General features: G+C 60.3%; 19 protein-coding genes and 2 pseudogenes. 4 read left to right on the forward strand and 17 right to left on the reverse strand.

From position 1 onward, the window contains the following. Positions 1-3: 3 nt before the first annotated feature. From bcsB to bcsG, 5 genes are read right to left on the reverse strand one after another with little or no spacing between them, the layout of a single operon-like run. Positions 4-2,226 (reverse strand): cellulose biosynthesis cyclic di-GMP-binding regulatory protein BcsB, encoded by a 2,223-nt coding sequence (gene bcsB, locus OKC43_RS12725; RefSeq protein ID WP_265344113.1) that lies wholly within the window; start codon positions 2,224-2,226, stop codon positions 4-6. Further along, on the reverse strand, positions 2,223-4,793 hold the full coding sequence (gene bcsA, locus OKC43_RS12730) for a UDP-forming cellulose synthase catalytic subunit (RefSeq protein WP_236271954.1): 2,571 nt from the start codon (positions 4,791-4,793) through the stop codon (positions 2,223-2,225). The genes bcsB and bcsA overlap by 4 nt, the downstream gene beginning before the upstream one ends. After that, positions 4,787-5,455 carry a cellulose synthase operon protein YhjQ/BcsQ gene (locus tag OKC43_RS12735; RefSeq protein ID WP_236271955.1) on the reverse strand — a complete coding sequence of 223 codons (669 nt, stop codon included), beginning with the start codon at positions 5,453-5,455 and terminating at the stop codon, positions 4,787-4,789. Before OKC43_RS12735 ends, bcsA begins: the two co-directional genes overlap by 7 nt. After that, positions 5,452-5,658 carry a cellulose biosynthesis protein BcsR gene (bcsR, locus tag OKC43_RS12740; RefSeq protein WP_042084267.1) on the reverse strand — a complete coding sequence of 69 codons (207 nt, stop codon included), beginning with the start codon at positions 5,656-5,658 and terminating at the stop codon, positions 5,452-5,454. Before bcsR ends, OKC43_RS12735 begins: the two co-directional genes overlap by 4 nt. Positions 5,659-5,671: 13 nt before the next feature. Next, on the reverse strand, positions 5,672-7,279 hold the full coding sequence (gene bcsG / locus OKC43_RS12745) for a cellulose biosynthesis protein BcsG (RefSeq protein ID WP_223849281.1): 1,608 nt from the start codon (positions 7,277-7,279) through the stop codon (positions 5,672-5,674). Positions 7,280-7,733: 454 nt separating this feature from the next. Here bcsG and OKC43_RS12750 point away from each other — a divergent pair, with 454 nt between their 5' ends. After that, entirely contained in the window at positions 7,734-8,930 is a 1,197-nt protein-coding gene (locus OKC43_RS12750; RefSeq protein WP_236271956.1) for an amino acid aminotransferase, read from the forward strand. Positions 8,931-9,094: 164 nt separating this feature from the next. Continuing rightward, positions 9,095-10,027, forward strand: coding sequence for a LysR family transcriptional regulator (locus OKC43_RS12755; protein ID WP_100646832.1), 933 nt, complete (start codon positions 9,095-9,097; stop codon positions 10,025-10,027). A gap of 63 nt (positions 10,028-10,090) precedes the next feature. Here the strand turns inward: OKC43_RS12755 and OKC43_RS12760 are convergent, their stop codons facing one another. From OKC43_RS12760 to OKC43_RS12785, 6 genes are all read right to left on the reverse strand, one after another. Continuing rightward, on the reverse strand, positions 10,091-10,414 hold the full coding sequence (locus OKC43_RS12760) for a DUF1820 family protein (protein WP_005340296.1): 324 nt from the start codon (positions 10,412-10,414) through the stop codon (positions 10,091-10,093). 138 nt (positions 10,415-10,552) lie between these two features. Next, positions 10,553-11,455, reverse strand: coding sequence for a YjjW family glycine radical enzyme activase (locus tag OKC43_RS12765; protein WP_236271957.1), 903 nt, complete (start codon positions 11,453-11,455; stop codon positions 10,553-10,555). Positions 11,456-11,465: 10 nt separating this feature from the next. Further along, positions 11,466-12,992 (reverse strand): YjjI family glycine radical enzyme, encoded by a 1,527-nt coding sequence (locus tag OKC43_RS12770; protein ID WP_236271958.1) that lies wholly within the window; start codon positions 12,990-12,992, stop codon positions 11,466-11,468. Positions 12,993-13,114: 122 nt separating this feature from the next. Continuing rightward, complete coding sequence (locus OKC43_RS12775; protein WP_005340292.1) at positions 13,115-13,450, reverse strand: AzlD domain-containing protein; 336 nt, start codon at positions 13,448-13,450, stop codon at positions 13,115-13,117. A gap of 1 nt (position 13,451) precedes the next feature. Continuing rightward, a complete protein-coding gene (locus OKC43_RS12780) occupies positions 13,452-14,159 on the reverse strand; it encodes an AzlC family ABC transporter permease (RefSeq protein ID WP_005348822.1) in 708 nt (235 codons plus the stop codon). 120 nt (positions 14,160-14,279) lie between these two features. Beyond that, positions 14,280-14,759 (reverse strand): L,D-transpeptidase family protein, encoded by a 480-nt coding sequence (locus tag OKC43_RS12785; protein ID WP_047434434.1) that lies wholly within the window; start codon positions 14,757-14,759, stop codon positions 14,280-14,282. A 279-nt stretch (positions 14,760-15,038) separates the two neighbouring features. Between OKC43_RS12785 and OKC43_RS12790 the strand changes: the two genes are divergently transcribed. Beyond that, positions 15,039-18,206 (forward strand): S41 family peptidase, encoded by a 3,168-nt coding sequence (locus OKC43_RS12790; protein WP_236271959.1) that lies wholly within the window; start codon positions 15,039-15,041, stop codon positions 18,204-18,206. Between the two features lie 6 nt (positions 18,207-18,212). On the opposite strand, the pseudogene OKC43_RS21700 reads toward OKC43_RS12790, so the two are convergent. After that, positions 18,213-18,347: pseudogene (locus tag OKC43_RS21700) on the reverse strand (flavodoxin reductase); the annotation flags it as partial. Further along, positions 18,342-18,497 (reverse strand): annotated as a pseudogene (locus OKC43_RS12795) (transposase domain-containing protein); the annotation flags it as partial. The pseudogenes OKC43_RS21700 and OKC43_RS12795, both read right to left, overlap by 6 nt. Positions 18,498-18,752: 255 nt before the next feature. Here OKC43_RS12795 and OKC43_RS12800 point away from each other — a divergent pair. Then, a complete protein-coding gene (locus tag OKC43_RS12800) occupies positions 18,753-18,986 on the forward strand; it encodes a hypothetical protein (RefSeq protein ID WP_101530980.1) in 234 nt (77 codons plus the stop codon). Positions 18,987-19,131: 145 nt separating this feature from the next. Here the strand turns inward: OKC43_RS12800 and OKC43_RS12805 are convergent, their stop codons facing one another. Genes OKC43_RS12805 through pgaA form a run of 4 tightly spaced genes read right to left on the reverse strand, consistent with a single transcriptional unit; the run spans position 19,132 to position 25,022 of the window. Beyond that, the gene (locus OKC43_RS12805; protein ID WP_064337383.1) at positions 19,132-19,446 is read right to left on the reverse strand and encodes a hypothetical protein; all 315 of its coding nucleotides are present in this window, start codon (positions 19,444-19,446) and stop codon (positions 19,132-19,134) included. Then, positions 19,433-20,683 (reverse strand): poly-beta-1,6-N-acetyl-D-glucosamine synthase, encoded by a 1,251-nt coding sequence (pgaC, locus tag OKC43_RS12810; RefSeq protein WP_236271960.1) that lies wholly within the window; start codon positions 20,681-20,683, stop codon positions 19,433-19,435. Before pgaC ends, OKC43_RS12805 begins: the two co-directional genes overlap by 14 nt. After that, positions 20,680-22,638 carry a poly-beta-1,6-N-acetyl-D-glucosamine N-deacetylase PgaB gene (pgaB, locus tag OKC43_RS12815; protein ID WP_236271961.1) on the reverse strand — a complete coding sequence of 653 codons (1,959 nt, stop codon included), beginning with the start codon at positions 22,636-22,638 and terminating at the stop codon, positions 20,680-20,682. The genes pgaC and pgaB overlap by 4 nt, the downstream gene beginning before the upstream one ends. After that, positions 22,638-25,022 (reverse strand): poly-beta-1,6 N-acetyl-D-glucosamine export porin PgaA, encoded by a 2,385-nt coding sequence (gene pgaA, locus OKC43_RS12820; protein ID WP_236271962.1) that lies wholly within the window; start codon positions 25,020-25,022, stop codon positions 22,638-22,640. The genes pgaB and pgaA overlap by 1 nt, the downstream gene beginning before the upstream one ends. Positions 25,023-25,521: the final 499 nt, after the last annotated feature.

The raw sequence follows: 25,521 nt of genomic DNA on the forward strand, positions 1-25,521 counted from the left end.
CTCTTACTCTTCCTTCAAACGACGACGACTGACCTGAGCCAGCAACAACCTGAGACCCCATCCCAGCAGCAGCATGCTGATCAGCGTGACCCCGGCCAGACGCACCGGATGGTTGGCCAGCAGATGCCACACGCGCTCCCACCAGGGGAGATAACCCACCTCGTAGCGATCGCCAACATCCAGCGCGGTGACCCCGGCCTCCCGGATAATCGCCACCGAGCCCTCAACCTGAGCCCGCAGCGAAGGCGCTTGCATCGTCTCGTTCAGCAATCGGATACCGGCGTTACCATCTGCCAGCAGGGCCACCACGCTGCGCTGCGGGTGAGCAGGCGATTGCAGACCAAGTACCACGGCTATCGCATCATTCCCGCTGATCCCGACCCTTGCCTCTGGCTGGCGGTCGCTGGCTGACGAGTGCTCGACCGACCTGAACTCGCGCCTCGGCTGATTTATCCAGCTCTGCAGCGAGGCGAGCTGCGCATCCGGTTCGGCATCATGGCGAAATTCGGCGGGCAGATCGCCGATCAGCAGGGTATCAAGGTCGGCATCCCGCACCTTCTGCCAATCATTGGTCAGGGTCACCGCCAGGGCCGGATAACCGGTTTCTGCACCGATCGCCCCCAGGGTATCGAGCAGGGTAGATATCTGCTCTGAAGATGGTTTAAGCGGCATAACTATCTGTGTTTCAGATAGATCAGCCAGCTTGCTGAACGGGAAACCCGATCCGGAGAAGGCCTTCAGGTTCGGCATCTCGATCAGATGGCGGTAGCCGGTAAAGTCGAGGGTCGAATTCTCATCAATCCGAACCTGATGGGCCGGTGGCAACAGCAGATCGCAGCGACCATCCTCATGCCCGCCCATGAGCTGCTGACCATATTGGAACGCGAAACTGAGACGATTGGGTTGCCCGCTCTTGAGCCCGGGCATCCGCAACGCTCTGGACTCATCGTCGCCAGTCAACCAGAGGGGCAGCGTCAGCAACTGCTTGCCCTTGATCTCGTCGGGCTCCAGGGGATACGACTTCATCAGCTGATCGTTCACCTTCACATCCAGCCGGGAGCCGTCATGCAGCACCGGTGATGTGTAGTGATATCCCAGCTGCAGCTTGATCCCGTTCGCCCCCGGCTGATAGAGGTCAGGTGGCAACTTGACGGTGAGATCCAGCGGCCAGATCGCTCGCCCGCTGGCTTGCAACTGACCCGGATAGTCGAGCAACTCGGCAAAACGCACCGGCCGATCCAGCCTAACCCAGTTGGGTGCGTCATAGGGCACTCTTGGAGCCAGAGGCTTGAGCTCTTCAACCCGTACGCTCTGACCACGCAACAAGACATTCCCCTGCGCGATCCCTTTGCTGGCAAGCAGCAGGTCATCCTCATTTCGCCCCGATATCACCAACAATTTCACATAGGGGTTATCAGGCGCACTCACCATATCGATGGTGGGCCCCGTCACCTTGGGGTAATCGACCAGAAAGTCGGGGCGACTATCGTTGGTGATAAAAATGATGGCATTGCGTGTCGGGATCTCATTGATCAGCACCGGAAAATGCTGGCCGCGCCATTGCGCCTTGGCCCCAAACCAGGACGCCAGCACCGCTGCCGCCTGTTGCTGCTCCAGCGAAACCGCCCCGGCAAATACCATGGGCAGCACCAGCTGCGCATCATCACGCGTGTCGAGAAACGGCATCGGGAAGAAGGAGAGCTCATTGCGTACCGGCAGGGTCTGCAACTGCAGATTGAGGCGGGTATCCCGATTGATATTGAGCCACAGGGTATCGCTGGCCGGGTTTTCACAGACCTTCTGATAGTGGCCGATGAAGTTCAGTTTGAGCCGGTTGAAATCTTTGCTGTAACGGGGATCAAGCACCATAGAGGCGTAGCTCCGCTGCCCCATCTGCTTGTCAACAAAGGGCTGCACGCCCATCAGCTCGTCATTGAGATAGACCTTGAGCTGCGAAACCAGCGGCAGCAGGGAAGGCGAAGGGGTGAAATCCAGATCCAGTGTGGCCTGGGTCACCACCTCGTCACGCCGTACGGTGAAATCGGCGAGCCCATCTGGCAAGTTGCCGCGCAGGGAGAAAGTGCCTGGCTGTGCAGCCATCTGCTCCAGCGTCATGGAACGAGTGCGAACCGGGGCATCTACCGCGGGCAGCGGTCCCGTCATCTCTGTCGCCGATACCGTGGAAGCCGCCAGTATCAATGTAAGCAAGTAAGGTTTTGGTTTCATGATGCTTTTACTGTCTGTGCTGTCGGGGTTCCGGAACGAAAATCCGAAGAGACGCGACGTGGAACAAAAGAGAGCAGCCAGAACACCAGCTTCTCACTGAGGATGCAGAGCGAAGCCAGCGGCGTGGAGCGCAGCAGACGCCAGTAAGCCCCCCAGCCCAGCTGAACTATCTGGAAAAAACTGTGCAACGGACGATCGCTGCCCAGCCGTTTTTGCCACAAAGACCAGGTATCGGCGCGGGCAAAGGTGCACTGGATAAACGCAATATGTTGCGCCTTGTCCATTGGCTCCAGCTCCAGCCCGAGGCGACTGCCAAATATGCGCTGAACCCGGGCGGGGAATGCCGCTTCCCGGTGTCCATAGCGCAGCAACAGCCAGACCCGCTCCTTGCCAGCCAGAGGCAGAGGCGCATCGAGACGAATGCCCACACCGCCGTTCGAGTAGTCGCTGAGGGTACAGGGATAAAGATGTCCATTGGCCAGTTTGATGGCGGCAGGCATCGCCATCTCCACCCGTGGATTGCTGCGCATCTGGCGAGATTCGAAGGCAACGGCCAATGCTCCACCCAGAATGGTCATGTTGTAGAGGGCCCACAACATGCTGAGGATCAGGGTCGGGATCTCGTCGGACGGCCCGACCAGAATGCGCCAGATACCGAATCCAAGACCGCAGATATTGAGCAGCACCAGGATCAGATAGGGACGTGATACTTCCAGATCGAGATAGACCTCCTCCGTCAATCCCCCTTTGCTTGTCACGTTGAACTGGCCTTTGTGCGGGGCAAAGAGGGCCACAGTGGTAGGCCGCGCGATATACCAGGCCAGCACTGTCTCGTAGACCTCACCCCAGAAGGAGTGACGTACCTTGCCCTGGATCCGGGAGTTGGTCATCGCGCTATGGAACAGGTGCGGCAACATGTAGAGGGCGATCGCCGCCGCGGGGGCGTAGATGACATAGGCATGAAGGATCAGAAAGGCCAGCGGAGCTGTCAGAAAGATCAACCGCGGAACCCCGGCCAGGAAATGGAGCATGGCGTTGAAGTAGCAGAGTCGTTGCCCCAGGCTGATCCCTTTGCCAAACAGCGGGTTGTCCAGCCGCAGGATCTGCACCATACCGCGGGCCCAGCGAATACGCTGGCCGATATGAGCCGACAGGCTCTCGGTTGCCAACCCCGCCGCCTGGGGGATCCGCATATAGGCAGAGGTGTACCCCTGACGATGCAACCGCAACGAGGTATGGGCATCCTCGGTCACCGTTTCGACCGCCAGCCCGCCAATCTCATTCAGTGCCGAACGCTTGATGACGGCACAGGAGCCGCAGAAAAAGGTGGCATCCCACATGTCGTTGCCATCTTGCACTAACCCGTAGAAGAGGGCCCCCTCGTTGGGCATTTTGCGAAAGCGATGCAGGTTGCGCTCAAAGGGATCGGCCGAGAAGAAGTGGTGGGGAGTCTGCACCAGACCCAGTGCGGGATCCTTGAAAAACCACCCCACCGTCATCTGCAGGAAGGAGCGGGTCGGCAGGTGATCGCAGTCGAAGATCGCCACCAGCTCCCCACTCGCCAACTTGAGGGCATGGTTGATATTGCCCGCCTTGGCATGCTCGTGAGTAGGACGCGCCACATAGCGGATCCCGACCTCCTCGGCGAACAGTCTGAACTCCTCGCGCCCGCCATCGTCGAGCAGCCAGATGGTCAGTCTGTCTTTTGGCCAGTCCAGCGCCAGCGAGGCATAGACAGTCCCTTTGACGATGGCCAGATCCTCGTTGTAAGTGGGGATCATCAAATCCACCGAAGGCCAGCTGGCAATATCAGCCGGCATAGGTACGGGCGGGCGATTGAGTGGCCATGCGGTCTGCCAGTACCCCAGGATCAGGACAACCCAGGCATAGGTCTCCGCCGCCAGCAGTAACAAACCGCAGAACAAGCTTATGGGGTCAAGCCAGTCCAGGGTAGAGGTATAGCGCCACCAGATATAGCGACATGAGACGGTCAGGGAGAGCACCATCATCATCAGCATGGGATAACGCCCCGGTACGGCGCGCAGCACGAATGCCATCACGGCCAGCATGAGGACAAAGACCAGCTGGGCATAAAGATCAAAAGGCTGAGTAATACAGAGCAGGCTAAACAGCCCCGCCACGGTACAGAGCAACACGCTCTTCCATCTGGCAACAGCCACGGCATTGCGTGACCGCTGCAACTGGTTGCGCTCGAAGTGTGCCAGCCGCCCCTCCAGCCACAAGGTACCTTTCTGCCACAGCCGCAGGCACCATGCCGGCCAGCGGAACGGTCTGGGTTCTGGCCTGCAGATAAGTAGCCAGAGTGACTGCAGTAGCCAGCGAAGCGGGTCCCCGGGGCGGGTATGCGTCACATGTGGATAAAGGGTATCGCTCCGGGCAAGCAAGCGTTGCCAAGCAGGTTTCTCAAGTGGAAACAGTGCCCACGCCAGCAACCGCAACAGCGTCACTGACGCAGCGGCCCAGCGGGATGAGCCAGAGCCCCGCAACTCCCGGTAACGGTCACGTAACCAGCACATGGCGGCAGGTGTCAGCAAGGCAGTTAGCATGAAACGTCTCTATCGTGACTGAGGCACCAGCGCGCCAACGCATCCAGCTCATGGGCAATCAAGCTGTCGGGCGCATAGTCACCGACCGGCAATTTGGCTGCCATCGCCTCCGCCATCGATTCATCCCGATGCAGGCGAATAGTGAGCAGAGGGACCCCCCCCTCCATCCAGAGGTCGAGCAGATCCTGCTGCAGTGCACGCCGACTAGTAAATTGAGTGACCACTACCTGTTCTTGGGGAAGAAATGAATGGCGATAGAGCCGCGTATGGGCGTTAGCGTCGGCATTGACCACGGTGAGCAATCGGGTTGATGCCACCGGCGTCACGCCAGCAGGCAGGTCCAGCAGCACCAGATCATACCCCTCAACCGCAGATAACCACTCAGTAGACAACAGTCCCGTAACACCGCCCTGAGCCAACAGATCCAGATCGGGTTGCCAGCAATAGATGGCGGAGCGCCAATTGTTTGTCGGATCAGCCAGCAAACCCCACCCGCACACCTCATCGTGAGGTCTCCCGAAATGGAGCGGCAATTGATTGTCAGGACAGAGATCAACAGCCAGCACCCTGGCGCCCTGCCGCCTGGCAGCCAGCGCCAACCCCGCAACGATTGAGGTCGTTCCCACGCCACCTCTTATCCCTTGCAGCGCAACGGTAATCACTCTTCGTTCCTTTTTTTCAAATCCAGCTCGGCGAGCAGAGGAAAGCGCGACCGGATCTCTGTCAGATGCTCTTCCAGGGCGATATCGTGATAAAGAAAACTGACACCAAACGCCTTCTGGACAAGCTCGATATCAGTGCCCCCCCCCCCTTCTACGGATACATCAAAAGGTGCCGGTTTACTGACCTGCTCATCAGTCGTCATGCTGCTCTCCGGATCATTGGGGATAAGGAACCCAGTCGCCCTGTCCCAGTTTGATTTGGTAATCATCCTGGTAATGCACCACCACGGTTCCCTGATTCTCCGACACCATGGGGGTCTTGGGTAGGTTGTTGATCAGCCCATTCCAGTCGATGGTCGGCATGCCGAACAGGTCACTCGCCAGCGTTTTGGCCACCAGATCGGAAATGGCTAGGTAGCTGCTTTCTCCCGGGATATGGCGCGTCGGCTCATGGGGAGCCTGGGTGCCGATAAAGGCCACGCCAACAGGAATGCGGGTAATCGCAGGGCTCGGAATATCCCGCAACCCCGACATCTGCATACGGTCACCGGTCAGGGCGGCACCATGCTCCGGCACCACCACCACCATCACCTTGCGACCGGAGCGCTCCAGCTCGGAGAGGAAGTGATCCAGTTGATCCAGCAAAGTGCGCAGCCGTGCTTTGTAGGGGGCTGGCTGCCGATTTTTGGCATAACGATTGCCATCATGCAGAGCAATAAGGTTAAAGAAGGTGGCATTGCGATCAGCTTGGCTCTGGCTTCGTTTCTGCAACCAGCGAGCAAACAAGGCATCATCCCGATAGATAGGCTCACCATCAAAAGAGGCCAAATCATGCGGTAAGCCTTCCCTGCTCATAGGTTCAATATCGAGAGCGACCAGCTCTTTTAGCTCCTTGAGATAATTCCCAAACCCACCAGAGTGGTCCATTGCCACCTGCTTCTCAAATCCCAATTGAGCCAACTGTTCCATTAACAAGCACTGTTTGGGGGCGGCTAAATAGAGATCCTGATGGCTGGGCTGACCACAACTGGCACGCAGCAGACGAATCGAGGCAGGGCCGCTATAAGAGGTGGCAGAATTAAAGCTGTCGAACATCAGATCGAAATGACGCCATACAGGATGCTCCAGCAGACCGCTCGCCTCGACATCACTCCAGGCCAAAGAACAGATATTGATGACAAGCACATCGAAAGGAGTCGCTTTGGCAGGCAACTGCTGTGGAAACCGAGTCTCGCGCCCACGCTCTTCAAGATAAAAATCATTCAGATAGGTATTGAGGTTGGCACTGGTGGGCGGAGCACTTTGATCAAGCTGCTGTTCCAGTTCTCCCGTCCCCGATTCGTGTTCAGCGACCCTTTTCACCGGTTGGGTGGCCACGCTTGATGCTTGTGCATTCATTCCCGGCAGCACACTCGACAACTGAGGGGAGAACCACAGCCAGAGCAGAGCAACCAGCACCCAGGGTGTAAACCGTAACCACTGCGCCAAAAACAGGTAGGTCGTCAACATGACAAAACCAACCCCGACCATCTCCCAATTAATGAAACGCTCGAATAACTCCAACCAGTAATCAGCCGTAAAAGAGAAAACTTGCCCCCCTTGACTGACAATGCTCTCGAAACCAGGCAGCCAGGTGTCGTGATAGAAGAGCCCGATACCTATCGGCAGGGCGATCAACGACCTTGCGCGCCGCATTGGTGTAGTAGTGGAGAGTGGAAAAAGCAGAAACGCAGCAAATACCAGATTGGCCAGCGGGTGATAATTGAGATATCCCCCCCAAAGCAACGCCAGCTTCCCCAGAAAATAGAGGTTCCAGCCACCCAATCCGAGCCAGTTCCTAGTAGGGGTAGAAAAAGAGTCTGAAGATGTATGTCGCGTCATTGAAACCGATCTACCTGTAGCCACCAAACCGAACAATTGCGGCTAGGGCACAACTTCAAAATTGACAAGAACGTTATTTACCTATGCAGCGTAACATGCCATCAGTTAAATATCTTCATTCCAACCTCGAGAGCAGTATTACATACCAAATAAATGCAAGTTATTAGCTACATAATTCAATAATATTGCGTACACTTTACAATCAAAATAAGAGGGTGTCACTTAACTCCCACTCCAGACATCACAATTTCATTGCGCCACTGGCCCCAATGAACTGGGCACCGTCTGCACATGCACCACAACACGCGAACTGCTTGAGGCAAAATGGGGATTGCGCCATGATGTCCAGCCCGGCTGACCGCCGGTTTTACTGGACAGTCAATTTCAAGGATCCCCCATGTTTGAACACGTCGATGCCTATGCTGGCGACCCCATCCTGACGCTAGTCGAGACCTTCCACAAAGACACCCACGAGCAGAAGGTGAACCTGGGGATCGGCCTCTATTACGACGAGCAGGGGCGTATTCCGCTGCTGCCGTCGGTGCAGCAGGCCGAAGCCGAGCGCGCCGCCGCCCCGGCCCCGCGCCCCTACCAGCCGATGGAAGGCGCCGCCAACTACCGCACCGCAGTGCAACACCTGCTGTTGGGTGCCGACCATGAAGCGGTCAAGGCGGGACGTATCGCCACCATCCAGACCATCGGCGGCTCCGGCGCGCTGAAGATCGGGGCCGATCTGCTCAAGCGCTACTTCCCGACCTCCGAGGTGTGGGTCAGCAACCCGACTTGGGACAACCACAAGGCGATGTTCGAGGGGGCCGGCATTAAGGTGCATGACTACCCCTACTACGATGCGGCCACTGGCGGCGTGCAGTTCGATGCCATGATCGACTGCCTGAGCACTCTGCCGGCCAAGAGCATCGTGCTGCTGCACCCCTGCTGCCACAACCCGACCGGGGTGGATCTCTCCCGCGCCCAGTGGGATCGGGTGATCGCGCTGGTGGTCGAGAAGAACCTGATCCCCTTTATGGACATCGCCTACCAGGGCTTCGGTGACGGGCTGGAAGAGGATGCCTACGCCATCCGCGCCATGGTGGCCGCCGGTGTCAGCTTCTTCGTCAGCAACTCGTTTTCCAAGAACCTCTCCTTCTACGGCGAGCGCTGCGGCGGCCTGTCGGTCATCTGTCAGGATGCCGAAGAGGCAAGCCGCGTACTGGGCCAGATGAAGGCCACCGTGCGCCGCAACTACTCTAGCCCTCCCACCCATGGCGGCCAGATCACTGCGGCGGTGATGAGCCAGCCGGAGCTGCACGCCATGTGGGTCGATGAAGTGACCGAGATGCGCACCCGCATCAAGGCGATGCGCCAGAAGTTGTTCGAGGTGCTGAGCGCCAAGGTGCCGGGCCGCGATTTCAGCTACTTCATCAACCAGCGCGGCATGTTCAGCTACACCGGCTTCACCCCGGAGCAGGTGGACAGACTGCGCGAGGAGTTCGCCGTCTATCTGGTGCGATCCGGTCGCATGTGCGTGGCGGGCCTCAACAGCCGCAACGTCGACTATGTGGCTGACGCCATGGCCGCGGTGCTCAAGGGCTAATCTGCATCAGCCCCGCTTTGGCGGGGCTTTTTTTGTCTGTTGCGTTCGCAGTCACCTCTTGAGGGGTCTGCTCACCCTCCCCCTGCTGTGAGAGAATGCCAGCAGGTCACGTTGAATCTTTCTGATTCCAAGCCTGTTTATCTTCATCAATTTCAGGAGCCACTATGGATCTGATCGCTCTCTCTAGGCTGGGAGGTCGCCATCTGGTCACCCTGCACCTGTTGCTCGACAACCAGAGCGTCACCCGCACCGCCGAGCGGCTCTGCACCACACCTTCCACCGTCAGCAAAACCCTCAACCAGCTGCGGGATCTGCTGGGGGATCAACTGCTCTACCGTCAGGGAAACCAGCTGTTGCTCACCCCCATGGCCGAGCGACTGGCGCCCACCCTGCACAGGCTGTTGGGGGAGCTGAACGGCCTCACTCGCCAGAACGCCTTCAACCCGCAGCAGTGGCAGGGCACATTGCGGCTGGGATTGCGCGAGAGCGTGATGACCTGGCCGGTGGGCCCCATTCTGGGTCAGCTGATGAAAGAGGTGCCGGGCATGGTGCCGGAGATCTGGAACAAGGATGAGCAGGGGCTGGAGGCGCTGGCAGCGGGCAAACTCGACTTCGTGATCCTGCCCCATGACCAGAGCCAGCCGTTGCCGCGCCAGCCCGGGCTGGTGTGGGAGACCCTGCGGGAAGAAAAACTAGTCTGCCTGCTGCGCAAAGACCACCCCGCGCTGGCCAAACCCTGGGATCTCGATGCCTACCTGAGCTGGCGCCATATCGCCATCCGGGATCAGGAGCTGGCCAACCCCTTCTTCGAACAGAGCCTGGCCCAGCAGCAGGTGCGTCGCCAGATTGGCGCTACCCTGCCCGATTTTGCCAGCGCGGCGGCTCTGCTGCCCCAGACTGATCTGATCCTCACCGCCATCGGTGGCTGGGCGGCCTGCATGGCCAGTCAGCCGGATCTGGTGATGCGTCCGGCACCGTTCGATTACGGCAAGGTGAGTCACAGTCTGGTCTGGTATGGCCCGGCCGGTGATGGCTCGGCCCGTCACTGGTTCCGCCAGCGGATCCTGCAACTGGGTCGCGAATTGATTGAGCCCTGAGCCGGATGACAACGAGCAGAGATTGATGTTTCACCGCGGCGAAACATCAACGGCAAGTAGGGACTAGGGACGTTTGGTATAGATGGGGCTGGGGAAGGAGGCGACGTTGCTGCCCAGATCCGTGATGCGGGCAGCCCCCTGCTTTTTCACCTGATCGATGCGCAGCACCTGATGCATGGGAATAAGGGTCTGGCGCACATCGGCAAATTCACTCTTGAGCTTCTCGTGACTGGGATCGACGATAAGCGCCGTATGGTTATCCCAGACAAAATCGGCGATCTCGATAAAACCGAACAGCTGGCCCTGATTGACTTCGCGCACATAGACTTCATAGCGCTCGCTGTGGCAAATAAACTGAACCCGATATAACGCCTTGCTTTCACTCATGATTATCTGTCATTGAGGGGTAAGAAGATGGCCATTATTCTAGCCGCCGTTCTCGCCCCCTCCAATAGACAGAAATCACAGTTGCGGCCTTTCCATGCCACACCTCACACCATGACGGTCACCGGATGACGCAACCACTCAGCCCATCAAGGCAGGCAGTGAGACCGGCCCCAATCCCGCTGCACGCAAACGGCTGGCCAGCTGTTCCAGCTCGGTTTGGTGAGCCTCTGGCCATTGCGCCGCCTCCCCCCGCACCCCGTGGTGGCGAAAGCCGTTGAGGCGAATGGGCACAAGCCCAAGCTGCTGCAAGAAGGCGGCGAGATCCGCGTCAAGCTCACCACTTGCATCCAGAAAATCACTCTTGCCCGGCACATGGAGCAGCCGCAACTCGGCCAGCTTGCCGTGGCTTGCCAGCAGTTGCAGCGATGCCAGCACTCGCTCGCGGCCATAGCCGGTCAGGGTGTGATGCACCGAGTCACGCCATCCCTTGAGATCGAGCATGGCGCCATCGAGCACCGGCAATAGCCGCTGCCAGCCGGTTTCGGCCAGCGAGCCGTTGCTGTCGAGCAGGCAAGTGAGATGGGCCAGATCCGGCGCGCCCTTGATGGCGGCAAACAGCGCAACCACGAAGGGGAGCCGGGTGGTCGCCTCACCACCGGAGACGGTAATTCCGCTCAGCATTGGGCCGTAGCGGCGCAACAGGGCCAGCACCTCGTCCACCGTCATGGTTGTGGTCTTGGGATTGGCACTGCGCGGACAGACATCCAGACAGGCGTCGCAATCGGTACAGCGCGCCGCCTGCCAGCGCACGCTGCGTTTGCCAAGGGCCCCCTCGGCAAGGGTGAGGGCGCCGCTCGGACAGACCGCAAGGCAGTCGCCACAATCGTCGCACAGCCCGATGGTGTGCGGATTGTGGCAGCCGGGGCAGCGAAAGTTGCACCCTTGCAGAAACAGCACCAGCCGGTTGCCCGGCCCGTCGACACAGGAGAACGGCAGCACCCTGCTTACCAGGGCGCTGCGTGTTGGCAAGACATCAGCCATCGGTGCGAACTCAATACTCGCCGATAGTCGATTCGTGGGCGACCACTCGCGGAGCCCGCTGACGAATGGCGGTCACTTCACTCGCCTCGGCACCGAGACAGGTGGTCTGCAAGCGTGACCCCTCCTCTGCGAAGCGGGCCACGTCGCTCTTGCGGATCATGTAGCCGGTCACCCGCACCAGATCGCTGTCGGCCACGTTGGCGGTGAACTCGCGCATGCCGATGGCGAGCGCCCCTTTGCAGAGCTGCAACAGCGCCTGCGGATTCTGACGGATGGTGGGATCCAGGGTCAGGATCTCGCTGATCCCCGAATGGTAATAAGTGTGGTGCGGCGCCAGCGCCAGCACATGACTGGCGGGATTCGGCTCCTGCCCGTAGGGAATGCGCACCCCGGGGGTGACAGCCACATCGATGCTGAGGCCACCTTGCGAGTGCAGCAGCGCACGACCACCCCAGGCATGGGTTTGCGGCGTCGCAGTGACATATTCCGAGAGCTGAGCCGAGATGCGATAGCCAAGCTGGTTCGCCTCCTCGCCATGGCCGTAACGATCCGGCAGATTCTCTTTATCCATCAGGATATTGACCGCTTCCGCCATGCCGTAGATGCCGAACATGGGGACAAAGCGATCCTCATCCAGCAGCCCCTCTTTCACCAGAAAGCTGTCGAAGAAACCGGACTCATCGTGGAGGAAGGCGGCCCGCGCTTCGATCAGCTGAGAGGCCAAGCGGCAGTAATGGGGCAGCAGGCAACCGAGGAAGTCATCGATCCCCTGACACTGCTCGGCGACCCGCTTGAGGGAGATGCGCACCAGGGTATTGGCGCCACCCGCCTGCGGCAGGGCGTTGTAGCAGCTGACTATGCCAAAACCACGCTGGTCAAAGGTATCGCGATGGATAGGGTAGTTGGCGATGTGCGGCTTGCTGCACTCGGCGATATTCTTCACCGCCAGCAGCAGCAGATCGTCGGGAGTCTGCTCCGGATCGTGGAAAAAGGTGAGGTTCGGCGCCACCTGCTTGAGCTCGTTGTCGATGCGCAGGATCAGACGGCAGATGCGGTTGTCATCCGGCCCGATGTTGACGTGCATGAAGGCGTCCGGCAGCACCCGATCCAGATAGACCCAGAACCCCTTCAGCTTGCGATAGAGGGTCTCGTCATCCAGTTCGCCGACGAAGGGCAGCAGCAGGTGGTCGAGCCGCCCCAGCCAGACCGGCATGCCTGTGACTGAGGGGACATGGTGATAGAGGATGCGCAGGGCGTTGAGCGCCTCGTCGAAATCCTGCGGCGCCGCCAGCTCCAGCCAGGAAGAGCCCTGACTCAGGAATTTTTCATAGTCCGGCAGCACATAACGCGGCTTGTAGGGGGCGTGCCCTTCGAACATGTCGCAGATAAATCCCTGCTCCATCGCCTCGGCGACTGCGGCAGGCAGGTCGGGGTAGGGCAACGCATTCTCGGCGGCCAGCGCCAGCGCGTGGCTCTTCTGGGCAGCGGAGAGATGGGGATCGCGCACGATGCGCTGACAGGTTTCGATCAAAGACATGGGACACTCCTCCACGGATAGAACCCATATCCTCACCATTTGCAGGCTTTTTTTGAAGTGACATTCATGACATGACGGATGTCTAATAATGACATCCATTACACAAGATCACGGCTCGCGCTTCACCAAGGCAAGAGCTCGGCTATGCCTCCCAGCCAGCGCAGCAGGAAGAAGCCCCCCATTCCACCCACCACCACAACCAGAGTCGGCAGCCGCAACAGGGTCAAGAGCATCACCCACAGGGTGGCGGTCAGGTAGTCAGGATCCCAGTCAAGACCTATCCCCGGCTCGTAGCTAAAGACGATGGGCAACCAGATGGCAGTCAGCACCGACTGGGCCGAGAAGCCGAGAAACGCCCCCATCTCGGCACCCGGCTGATATCGGGTCAACCGAGAAAAGAAGGCGAAGCGGTTGAAAAAGGTGATCAGGGCCAGCAGGCCAATCATCAGCCAGCTCACGCTACCTCCTCATCCGGTGCAGCACATAGCCCACCACCATGCCAGCCAGAGCCGAGACGATGATGTGGATCTCCGCCAGCAGCGGCTTGGTAAGCAACGCTGTGCCGCCGCTCACCAGAGTGGCCGCCACCATGGGCAAGTTTTTCATGGCGGGAATGGTCATGGCGATGAAGGTAGCCGCGATGGCAAAATCCAGCCCCATGCTGTCCAGTCCATCGATGTACTGGCCGGCCGCGATGCCGAGCAGGGTCGCCAGATTCCAGAACAGATAGAAGACGAATCCCGCGATGAGCGCGTAGGCCGGATCAAAGTGGCCGCTGCGCTCCCGGTCTTTCAGCGCCACAGCGAACATCTCATCAGTCAGGAAAAAAGCAAGGCTGGCCCGCCAGCGCAGGGAGAGCGGCAATACGTCACGGCGGAAGGTGAAGCCGTATAGCAGATGCTGGGAAGTGATCACCATGGTTGAGCCCATGATGGGCAGCAGGGGCGTGCCCGCCCCGAACAGGGTCGTGGCCGAGAGCTGGGCGGCTCCGGCGTAGACCAGCAACGACATCAGCTGAGCCTGAAGCGGACTCAGCCCTGCCTGCAACGCCAAAGCGCCACACAGGATCCCCCAGGGGATCACCGAAATGGAGAGCGGGAGCATATCCAGTGTGGCACGCCACCAGAGCATCCCCGTTCGCTCGGGCACGCTCGTTACTGACATCATGTGATCTTCCTTGTCACAGCCAAAGCGAGCCGAAAAAACTAGCACGGGACAGCAAGCGCTGTCACGTCATCACTGGCGGGAAATAAAACGCCCGCGGAGTCGCGGGCGTGCACAAGGGGATCAGGGCTCGATGACGATGGGCGTGCCCGGGTCAACGGCGTCCCACACTTCATCCAGCTCGTGATTGAGCATGGCGATGCAGCCATTGGTCCAGTTGGAAGGCTGAACCCTGCGGTTGCCAATGCTGTTGCGCTGGCCGTGGATCATGATCATGCCACCCGGACGAACACCCAGCTCATTGGCGCGCTTGATGTCATCCAGGTTCGGATAGTTGATATGGATGGCTTTGTAGTAGCCGGAATTGGTCTTCTTGTAGTCGAGGGTGTAGCGCCCTTCCGGCGTACGCTGATCCCCTTCCTGCTGCTTGTGCCCCTTGGGCGCCGGGCCCAGAGCAATCCAGTAGCGCTTCAGTTCCTTGCCATCCTTCATCAGGGTCAGGCTATAGGTCGACTTCTTGACCACCACCAAATCGGCTTTTTCGGTAAAGGCAAAACTCAATGCGGGCCAAAGCCCCAACAAACACAGTAATACGGCTCTCATTCCATCCCTCGACAAGCCTCTGGTGCGGGCTTTTCTTGTTACCAGATCATCTGAACGATGCCCGCCGAGCGGCGAGCGAGCGCCATGATATTGGATCGCCATCAATACTCAATATGCCCGGCAAAACATATCTTGCCGCAGCAAGGCCATCTTCCTTGAACGCTGTCATTTTGCATTGGTAATTAACAGTTAAAACAACAAGATACCAAAAATTATCGCGCTGGCACCCGGGGCAATGATCGGCGAAGATAACACTCCACTCCCCGACAGGATCATGCAATGCGCTCTTCGTGCCGCCTCGCCACCCTGCTGTTCTCGCCACTTCTGCTCTGGCTGCCCGCCAGTGTCGCCGCCGATGCACTCTGGCTGCGCGAGCCCGCCCTCTCCCCCGATGGCAAGCAGCTTGCCTTCACCTGGCAGGGGCGCATTTTTGTCGCCAGTGCCGAGGGTGGCCCCGCCACGGCGCTCACTGGCAGCGACTACCTGAGCCAGCGGCCAATCTGGTCGCCGGATGGCAAACAGCTCGCCTTTGCCGCCAATCTCTACGGCAACGAAGATGTGTTCGTGGTGCCTGCCAGCGGCGGCGAGATGGTGCGCCTCACACGCGATTCGCGCACCGATCTGCCGCAAGCCTTCAGCGCCGATGGCAAACGACTGCTGCTGAGCAGCCAGCGGCCGGGTTCCCCCGAGGCCGACCATTTTGTCGCGGAAGGCTACCAATGGGGCGAGCTCTACTGGACCCCGATCACCGGCGGCACCTTGCAGGCCAATCTGCCGCTGCCTGCGACCCTCGCACGTCCCCACGGGGAGCGGCTCGTCTACCAGATGCCCGCGGCGGATCAACCCTTTCGCAAGCATCAGCACTCGTTCGCGGTGCCCCGTCTCTGGTTGTTTGATGGCAAGCAGCACAAGCAGCTGACCGAAGATCGGGTGGCGGCCACCGATCCGGTCTGGAGCGACAAGGGAGATACCCTCTTTTACCTGAGCGAGCGCAGCGGCGATTTCAACGTCTGGCGCCGGGATCTCGCCAGCGGCAAGGAGCAACAGCTGACCCACTATCAGGGCCATCCGGTGCGGGGGCTCAGCGCCTCTCGCAATGGCGATCTGGTCTGGTCATGGCTCGGTGAACTCTATCGCCTCGATGCCGGTAGCAGCGAGTCACGCAAGCTGACCCTCACCCCGCAAGTGGCAAGCACGCCGGATGAGGCGAGCGAGGCCCTGACCCTAGCAGACGAAGCGCTGGTCAGCGAAGAGGCGGATGAGCTGATCCTGGTGAGCGAGGGCAACCTGTTTGCCGTCGACCCCGAGCGGGAGCGGGTGCGTCAGCTGACCCGCGATCCGAGCGAGCAATCCAGCCCTCTCTTTGCCGAGCAGGGGCGCGCCCTCATCTATCTGTCGGAGCAGCAGGGGCACGCCGCCCTCTATCGCCTACGCAAGGGGGATCCGGATCTGCTGTTCAGCGATCCCGGCACCCTGACCGAGAGCCTGCTGCTGGCGATTCCCGACAAAGGAATCAGCCGTCCGGTACTCTCCCCCGATGGCAAACAGCTCGCCTTCGTGGTGGATGGCCAGGCAATCCACCTGCTGGATCTGGCGAGCAACAAGCAGCGGGAGCTGGTGCCTGCCAGCTTCAACCCGTCGCGCCACGAGGTGCATCTCGCCTTTGCCCCCGACTCCCGCCATCTGGCGCTCACCTTCCGCCCCGATGCGGCAGAGCAGGAGATCGCGGTGATCGACATGGCCAATCCCAAGGCCAAACCGGTCAATGTCAGCCTCAACGGCTATCAGGATGGGCAACCGGGCTGGAGTCAGGATGGCGCCATCCTCTACTGGCAATCGACCCGGTTTGGCGCACTGGGGCCCGATGGCGAGCCCCTCGTCACCAACCTGCTCGGCATTTACAGCAGCCGCGCCGCCAGAGCCGATGCGATTGCCGAGCTGGAGCCGCCGAAAGGGGGATACGGCTTTGAGAGCGATCGTCTCAACCATCGCGAAGCGCTGCTGCTGCAACCCACCGGTACCCTGCTCGCCAGCCGCATCATCGGCGACCAAGTGATCTATCTGGTGGAAGAGATGGGGGTCAACAGCGAGAGCGAGATCAAGGGCTACAGCCAGGATCTGCGCAAGGGCAAAACCAGCGAACTGTTTGGCGAGCAGCCCGGCCCAGCGCTGGCAAGCCTCAACCAGCAGGGCACCCTGGCTACCCTGGTGCGGGATGGGGAGATCACCCGGATCCACCTCGACTCCGGCGAAGCCACCAGCGCCCCCTTCGCCTTGCAACCCACCAGCCGCTGGCAGGCACGCATGACTGCCGCCTTCGATCAGATCGCCCGGCTCACCCGGGACGAGTTCTATCTGGACGACATGAACGGGGTGAACTGGGATAGCTATGTCGCCACTTACCGCCGCCTGCTGCCGGGCATCGGCAACCCGCGGGACTTTGGCAACCTGTTGGCGGAGCTGGCTGGCGAGCTCAATGTCTCCCACACCTGGGGCAGCGGCCCCGCCCCCTTCCCACGCATGGCGGACGAGACCGCCAGCCTGGGTGGCTACTGGCAGGATGGCGAGCAAGGGGTCGAGCTCACCGCCCTGCTCTCTGGCGGCCCGCTGGCTCAGGAGAGCGATATCGCCCCGGGCGCCCGCCTGCTCGCCATCAACGGCGTCCCGATTGCCAATCTGGCCGAGCTGGATCAAGCCCTCAACCATCAGGCTGGCGCCCGGCTTGCCCTCACCTTCCAGCAGGAGGGCAACAAGCAAACTGACGAGGTGGTGATCACCGCCATCGACAAGCAGCAGGAGTACCAGCTGCAACAGGATCGCTGGATTGAGAAACGGCGGGAGCTGGTGGCCAGCCTGAGCGGAGGACGGGTCGGCTATGTCTATCTGCCGGCAATGAATAGCGAGGTCTACGATGCAGTGGTGGCGGATGCCCTCGGCAGACAGCGCAATCGCGATGCGCTGATTGTCGATGTCCGCTTCAACAGCGGCGGCTATCTCGCCAATACCCTGGTGGAGTTTCTGACCGGCAGCGGCAGCGCCAAGGGGATGGCCAGCAGCTGGCCCCGTCAGGGCAAGGGTGAAACCGACGCCGCCACTCGCCAGTGGACCAAGCCTTCTGTGGTGCTGGTCAACGCCGCCAGCTACTCGGAGGGCTCCGCCTTCCCCGAGTACTACCGCGCCCTCAAGGTCGGCCCCATCGTCGGCGATCCGGTGCCTGGCACCGGCACCATGGTCTACAACCATGACTCTAGGCTAATCCCGGGACTCTCCTACGGCATTCCGACCCTGGGGCTGCGCAAACCGGACGGTACCTTCTACGAGAATCAGGAGCTGATCCCGGACCTGCAGGTGCCCCTCACTCCGGCTGACATGGTGGCCGGACGCGACCCGCAGCTGGAGGCGGCGGTACAAGCCGCCCTCAAGCAGTTGCCAGCCAGCACCCAATAACTGCGCTCAACGAAAGCGAAACAGCTCGCGATGCAGATGCCCGTCCGGCAACAGCCGGGTCAGGGCATCTGCCATCCCCTCCGGCCCGCAAAACCACACTTGCTCGGGCGCATCCTGCGCGATGCGGGCCAGATCCAGCCGCTCCATGGGCATACGGCGACGGCGCAGGGTAGCAACGCCCTCTTCGTCGAGCAGAGTGGTGATGAGCTTGTTGGGAATGAGGTCTGAGAGTGACTCAAACTGAGCGGCCTTACTGGTGTGGAGGAAGTCGAGAGCTTGAGCGATACGCATAAAAAATCCGAAACCAATCAACAGGTTTCGGATTTTCACACATCAGAAGGATTGGTCAATGAATCCTTAACTGATCGGCATTAGGCCGACTGGCCCCTCACGATCACGTTTGTTGGCTCGCCCCTCTTCATAGGAGATGGCGCAAAATCCACCTCTGCCGTGATTGACGAGCCGCCTGCAAAGGAATCAAATGGGGACGGTATATATCTGCGGCGAACAACCTGCTGCCCACTCTTCTGGACAAGGAGTCCCCCCTTGCTTTCATCCACCGAACAACGCGTCTGCCCGAGTTGTCAGCGCGAAACCAACCATGTCGTGGTGCTGGTCGACAAATCCTATGGAAAAGAGGTGAAACCAGAGCAAAAGCGCACTGCATTTATCAAAGACTTCATTACCGGCTGGGCCGCAGGCCCCTTTCTGGCCAACATGGATCGCTTTGAACGCCACGCCATCTGTGAAAATTGCGGAAATAAAGTTATTGATGAATGAAAAATTAGGGGCAAAACGACTGGTTTTGGGAGTGTCGGCGACATCACGATGGCAAACCGGCCCGGAAAAAACGCTCCGGGTACCCCGCCCGCTTCGCAGTGCTTGATCGGTGATAAAAAGTGAGGGGCCGACCGGCCCCTCATGATTACGGCGCTTTTGAGGCCGTTCGCTTGCCCACCAACCGGTGCAGCAGCCTGTTGTATTTTGCCCAGGAGTGGATCAGCAGGAAGATGCCGAACAGCAGGGCCAGAAACAGTTGCCCCACTTCGATGGCATCCAGCGAGCCGATAAAGCTCTCATCCTCCTCCGCCTCCAGATAGTTGAGCCAGGGTTGCAGGGCCAGAAAAATCCAGCCGACCCAGGTCACCAGCAGGATCAGCAGATCCCGCAGCCGATACTTCCAGCTGCGCCGGGTACCGTTGCTGATGATCATCTCGTTCGCCAACTTATGTTTTGTCACGGAACGACTCCCCCCTGTCAGGACTCTCCCACACCGCCAACTGGCCACGACGACGCAGGATCGCCTTGGGCACCGCCACCACCACGGTCACCAGATTGAGCAGCCAGTAGATGAGCGGATACCAGACGCACCAGATAAAGCTGCGGGCCATGCTCTTGTCGTAGTGGTTGTCGATAAAGATGCTGACCCCGAACTGCACCAGACAAATCGCGGTCATCATCACCCCAGTCCACTGGAACAGATGACCCACTGCCAGTCCGCTCAAGTCAGGCTCAATCAGCCAGATCAGCGCCAGCAGCAACATGCTGTAGCACCAGGCCACGCTGGAGAGATACTCCAGCAGCAGCAACCAGAAGCGGCGGTTGCGCCAGCGCATCGCCTGCAACCCGTAGCGCAGAAACACCTCGGCGCCCCCCTGCGCCCAGCGCAGCCGCTGCTTGTAAAGACCGCGTACCGTCTCCGGCATCAGCACCCAGCAGAGCGCTTGGGGCTGATAGTGGATGAGCCAGCCGGCCAGCTGCAGCTTCCAGCTGATGTCGATATCCTCAGTCACCATGTCATTGCTCCAGCCACCGACCGCCTCGACCGCCTGCTTGCGAAAGGCCACCACCACCCCGGAGACGGTAAAGACAGTGCCGTAGATCCGCTGGGCCCGCTTGATGAGGCCGATGATGGAGCTGAACTCGCCGGTCTGAATCTTGCCGATGATGGTGGAGCGGGTGCGTACCCGCGGATTGCCGGTGACCGCTCCGACCCTCGGGCTCTCGATGAAGTGCTTCACCATCCAGCGCACCGCGTCATAGTCGAGCACCGCATCGCCGTCGATGCCGACCAGGATCTCCCCGCTGGCCACAGCCAGCCCGTTGTTGAGCGCCATCGCCTTGCCCTGATTGTGCTGGTGGAGCACGATCAGGCGCGGATCCTGCTGTGCCAGCCGATCCAGCCGCGCGCCTGTGTCGTCCTTGCTGCCGTCGTTGATGGCCAGCACCTCGAAATCGGGATAGCGCTGGCGCAGCAGGTGGCCGATGGTCTCCTCGACGTTGGCCCCCTCGTTGTAGCAGGGCACCATCAAGGTCACTCTGGGGTAATAGGGGAGCTCCAGCCCCCGCTTGGCCAGCGCGATATCCCTTCGCTCCCACTGGAAGTAGTAATAGAGACCACCACAAACCCACACCATGGCCATCAGACTGGGATAGACCAACGTAAAGATGGCTATCCCTTCCAGAAGATCCTTCACCGCATCGCCTCCCCTTGGGTGGCTTTAGCGGCACTGACTGCGACCGGTGTCACCGGCAGCTGGGTCGGCTGAGGCTGGGTCTGCACCGAGAAGACCGGCTTGAGCACCGCCGGATCCGGCTGGTTGTTGTGAAAATCATCCGGGTAGTAGCCAAAGTTGGTCACCCCCTTGCGCTGGATGATCTCCATCCAGCGCACCAGCTCGGCATCGGGGATAGGCTGGTCGGTGCGCCAGTTGCGGCTCTGCAGTTCGAACACCAGCCGATTGGCCGGCACCTGTGCCAGCGAATCTTCCGCCAGCCTGGCCAGCCACTCATCGGGGTTTTCTGCCTGCTCCATATAGGGCATGGCCATTACGGCGGTGTAGTCATAGGCCTTGGCAAACGCCGCCATGCTCTGGGCAAACCACTGTTGGGATTGCGGCTCGGTCACCAGCGCCGCATAGATGTTGCGGGCAGTCTTGAGACCATCGGCGCCCCCTTGCCGGTAACGAGCGGCGGCATCACGCAGCGCCATGGTGAAGTCGATCAGCAGATCGGTCTTCTGCTCCCCCTGTGCCTGCAGCGCATTCGGGGTGCGAGCCAGCGGCATCGGCCCCTCGTAGTCGCTGAGGAAGGCGTCGTCATGGAACAGCAGGCCATCGAACTTGGTGTAAAAACCGAGATCCTCATAGATATCCAGCAGCAGCTGACGGCTGGCAGGATCCCAGGGCGAGAGGCGCAGATACTGCCCCTTGGCGGGGGCGCCGGTACGGCTGTCGGTGACATAGGCGTGGTTCGGCCCCATGTCGTAGGCCATCACCGGCATCCAGGCGAACACCTTGACCCCGGCACGGGTCTTGAGCTGCCAGGACACCCGATTGAAGAGATCCGCCTTGACCGGCATATGACGGTTGGGGAAATAGAGCGCCTCCGCTACTCCATCGCCGTTGTCATCGGCATAGGCCTGCAGATAGACGGTGGTGATACCGTAACCCTTGATCCGGTCCAGCAGCATGTCGATGTTCTTGTTCATCTGCTGCGGATCCTTGTCGTAGACATAGTCCAGATCCACGTGCACCAAGCGCTCCACCTGCCGCTCCCAGGTGTTGCCCCCCATGATCTCGTCCAGAGTTTCGAGGCTGGTGTCCTCCTCCAGCAGATAGCGGCGCACCGTGCTGCCCGAGTCACTCAGCTTGTTGAGCCCTTCCGCCAGGGTGAAGGTGTATGGCATCCCCGCCGCACGGGCCAGCTCCAGCGCCGTCTGGTTGAAGGCGCCGTAGGGCCAGACCAGGATCCGTGGTGCCCGACCGGTCTGCTCCCTGAGCTGGCTGGCTGATGCGTCGAAGTCCGCTTTTATCCGGGCCCGATAGTCGGCCATGCTCTCATAGCCATTCTGGCTCCAGCCTGCGGTGGTCACCGCCGGCTGCACGTTGCCCTGCGGGTTGGCGAGCAGCCCGTAGTGGGAGGTGAAAGTGTGGGAGGCCAGCTCCACCAGTCCGGAGTCCTGCATCTCGCGGATCTGCGGCCAGCCGACGAAGTAGCTGCGTGGCAGCTTGTCATTGCCGTACGGGACCATCTTGTCATCGGCCACATCCAACCAACTGCCCACCAGCGCAAAGACCGCCGGATAGTTGTAGAGCTTGAGCAGCGGATAGACCAGCCGGTAGAAGCTCTCGTAGCCGTCGTCGAAGCTGAGCAGGATCGCCTTCTCCGGCAGCTGTGCTTTGCCTGCTTTGGCATCCAGGATCTGCTGGAAGCTGACCGGGTGATAACCCTGCTGCTTGATCCAGTTGAAGTGGCGGATCAGGGTGTCGCGCCGGATGGTCTGGGGATAGAGCTTGAGGTTGGGGGTCAATTTCAGATCAACGATATCGTGGTAGCAGAGCACCACATAGTCATCGGGTTGCCGGGCCGCCTGCGTCAGCGAAGGCAGCAGTGCAAGCAGCAAAACGAAAGGAGCAAGCCAGCGTCTCATCACATGAAACTCCATTGCAGATTGGCGAAGATGAAATTTCCGAACTCGGGGTTGCCGTCATAGATGGCCTGACGGCGGCCCAGGCCATAGCCCAGGCTGAGAGCGGGAGAGAGGATCCAGTCATGGCGATAGCTGAGCTGCCACCCCTGATCGCTGCCATAGCCCTGCTGCCAGTAGTGGTTACCACTCATGGTCAGGCTCTGCAGCAGGGAGCGACGCCCATCCAGCGGCAGCCGGTAGCGCCCCGCCAGCTCCAGCTCCAGATTGCGATCCTGCAGGGGGTTGAAGTAGTCGACCTCCACCGCCTCGTTGCGTGAGGTGGCGCCGCGCAAGGTGGTATCAAACCACCAGCGATCCCGGCGCCAGAGATCCTGACGCAGCCAGCCGGAGGCCGTCAGCCGCCGGTTGCCATCGCTGATATCCATCCGCTCCAGCCGCAGTGCCCCCTCGCGGGTCTCATCCTGACGCCAGCCCAGATCGAGCTGGTATTGATCGGCGTAGTTGCCGCGCGCCAATGCCCGCAGCGGGGTGTCGGCACTGTTGAGGTTGATGGCCGAGCCCAGCGTCCAGTGATCATCCAGCCGCCAGTCGAGGCGACTCCACAGATAGCCTTTGTGGTTGAGCTCGTTCCCCGTGCCCCCCTCAAGCGTCAGCTGCAGCGGGTAGAAAAAGATCTCGGCCCCCAGCCCGGTATAGGCAGCGCGTTCGGGCTGCTGGTCGAACTCGCCAAAGCTGCCCTGACGACGGACAAACAGCCGATCACCGCCATCGCTGCGAGCGCTGTAGAGGCGGCTGTCGTAGCTCCAGTCACGGCTGGCCTGCACCGAGCCCCCTTCGTTGCGGCCATGGGTCAAGTCGGTGACAAATTGTGGCGCCTGCTCCAGAGTCAGCCGCTGCTGCAACTCCTGACGATCCCGGGTCAGGTTGCCAAGGGTGCGCACGGCCTGCGGCGTGCCCTGCCAGTCCCCCTTGTCGAGCCGGGCATTGAGGCGACCCGGCTCGGCCAGCACGGTGCGCCCTGCTGGCAGCCAGCGCACGGCCTGCAGATACGCCTGCTCGGCCCCATCGGGATGACCCCGCCAGCGGCGAATATCCCCCAGTTGCAGCCAGAGCCAGGGGTTGGCAGGTGCGGTTTGCAGCCACGCTTCCAGCTGCTGCTCTGCCGCCCCCGCCTCACCACGCCAGGCCTGCAGCAAGGTTTTCAGCTGCAATACCTTCTCGTAGTCGTCATTGGCCATCCGCATGTTGCCGGTGAAATCCCAGCGAGTCGGTGGCTCCTGCCAACCGGCCAGCAGACCCTGTGCCGCGCCATAGCGCTCGCCATCCGAATAGGCGTAGAAGCGCTTCTCCAGCAGCCGCTTGTCTTTGGCCCGTGCCGGGGTCGCCAGTTGCTGGTAAATCACGGAAGCCTCATCCACCAGTCCCAGCCCGGCCAGAGCATCGGCGCGCGCCTCCAGCACATAGTCGGGTAGCGGCCCTTCGGCCTGCAGCGTAGCGGACTCCCGTTCGGCCCGGGCAAAATCGCCGAGGGCCACCAGGGTCACCACTACATCGCGACGGGCACTGATATAGAGCACATGATCGTGGGGGGCGCGGGCCAGGATCCGCTCTTGCAGCGCCAGCGTGCGGGTAAGGGAGCGACGGGCCAGCGCCGGATCTTCGGTCTGGGCCGAAATCCGCAGCAAATTGACCGCCTGGTAATAGTCGAGCCAGAGCCGGTCGACCGGTTTGAACAACTTGGGGTAACGGCCCATCAGATCTGCAGCGGCAGGCCCCGCCCCCAGGCTCACGGCTACCCGATAGAGTGCCAGCACCTGTTCGTGATTATCCGGTTCCAGCTCCAGCCACTGCTGGCGAGCCAGCAGCTCGCCCATGGGATCCTCACCCTGACGGGCTGCATAGATGCTGGCTTCGAGGATCGCCTGATCGCGGCCAAAGTTGGCCTCATATTCACCCGCAGCGTGGCGGGCCAGCTTGCGGTTGCCCTGATCACTGGCAGTGAGAAACAGCCCGAGCCAGCCATTGCGGTTGGCGGGATCGCGTCCCTGCAGGATGCGGTAATAGCTGATCGCCTCGGAGTAGCGCTTCTCGTCGCGGGCGGCACGGGCCACCCCTTCCAGCGTACTGTTGCTGATGGGGCTGAGCTCGCACGGTTCACAGGCGGCCAACGCCCCCTTGCGATCACCCCTCCACAACTGCACGGCGATCAGGTCATCGAGCACCTTGCCATCACCACTTTGTCGATAGAGAGCATCCAGCCCGTGCGCTGCCGCATCCAGCTCTCCCGCTCGGGCCTTGATCACCCAGGCTTCACGCACTCTGTCCACCTCACTGGCACACACCAGCAGGGGCAACAGCGCCAACATCAAAAAGATGCGATTCATTCGCAACATACCACCCATAACAAACGCTGGTCGTATCGTCCCTGCACGGCCATACGGATATACACACCCGTCCGCTCCTGCCTGATGAGCAAGAGGGCTTCCTGACTTGTGTGCTGATTTCGAGGGTGAAAGGCGGGCAACGGCCACACCTTTCCTATGTGCGGCCCAGCCATCTCCGGGCGGAGATCTGAGGCTTTCCGAACCCGATTCACATCGGGAGTGGCAAGGTGGGCGATTTTGCAGCTGTGGACAATTTAGTCAATCCGACAAGATGGGAATGGTTCTCAAAAAGATGAATAGATCAATCTTTATGCACAAAGGTGAGTGCAAAAAACACTATTAACAAAATAAACAAAGATATGAGGCGATAAGGTTCTAAGAGCTTATGGCCTGCTCTGTAGAGACTTGTTCATATGAATACATATTTAATCTGAAATCCGCATACCAAAACCATCATGCGACAGCCTGTGTCATCAGCATTTCTAAAGTCGCACCAGCC

Origin of the sequence: Aeromonas sp. Y289-2 (genome assembly GCF_027705925.1) — a bacterium.
Taxonomy (GTDB): Bacteria; Pseudomonadota; Gammaproteobacteria; order Enterobacterales; family Aeromonadaceae; genus Aeromonas; species Aeromonas veronii.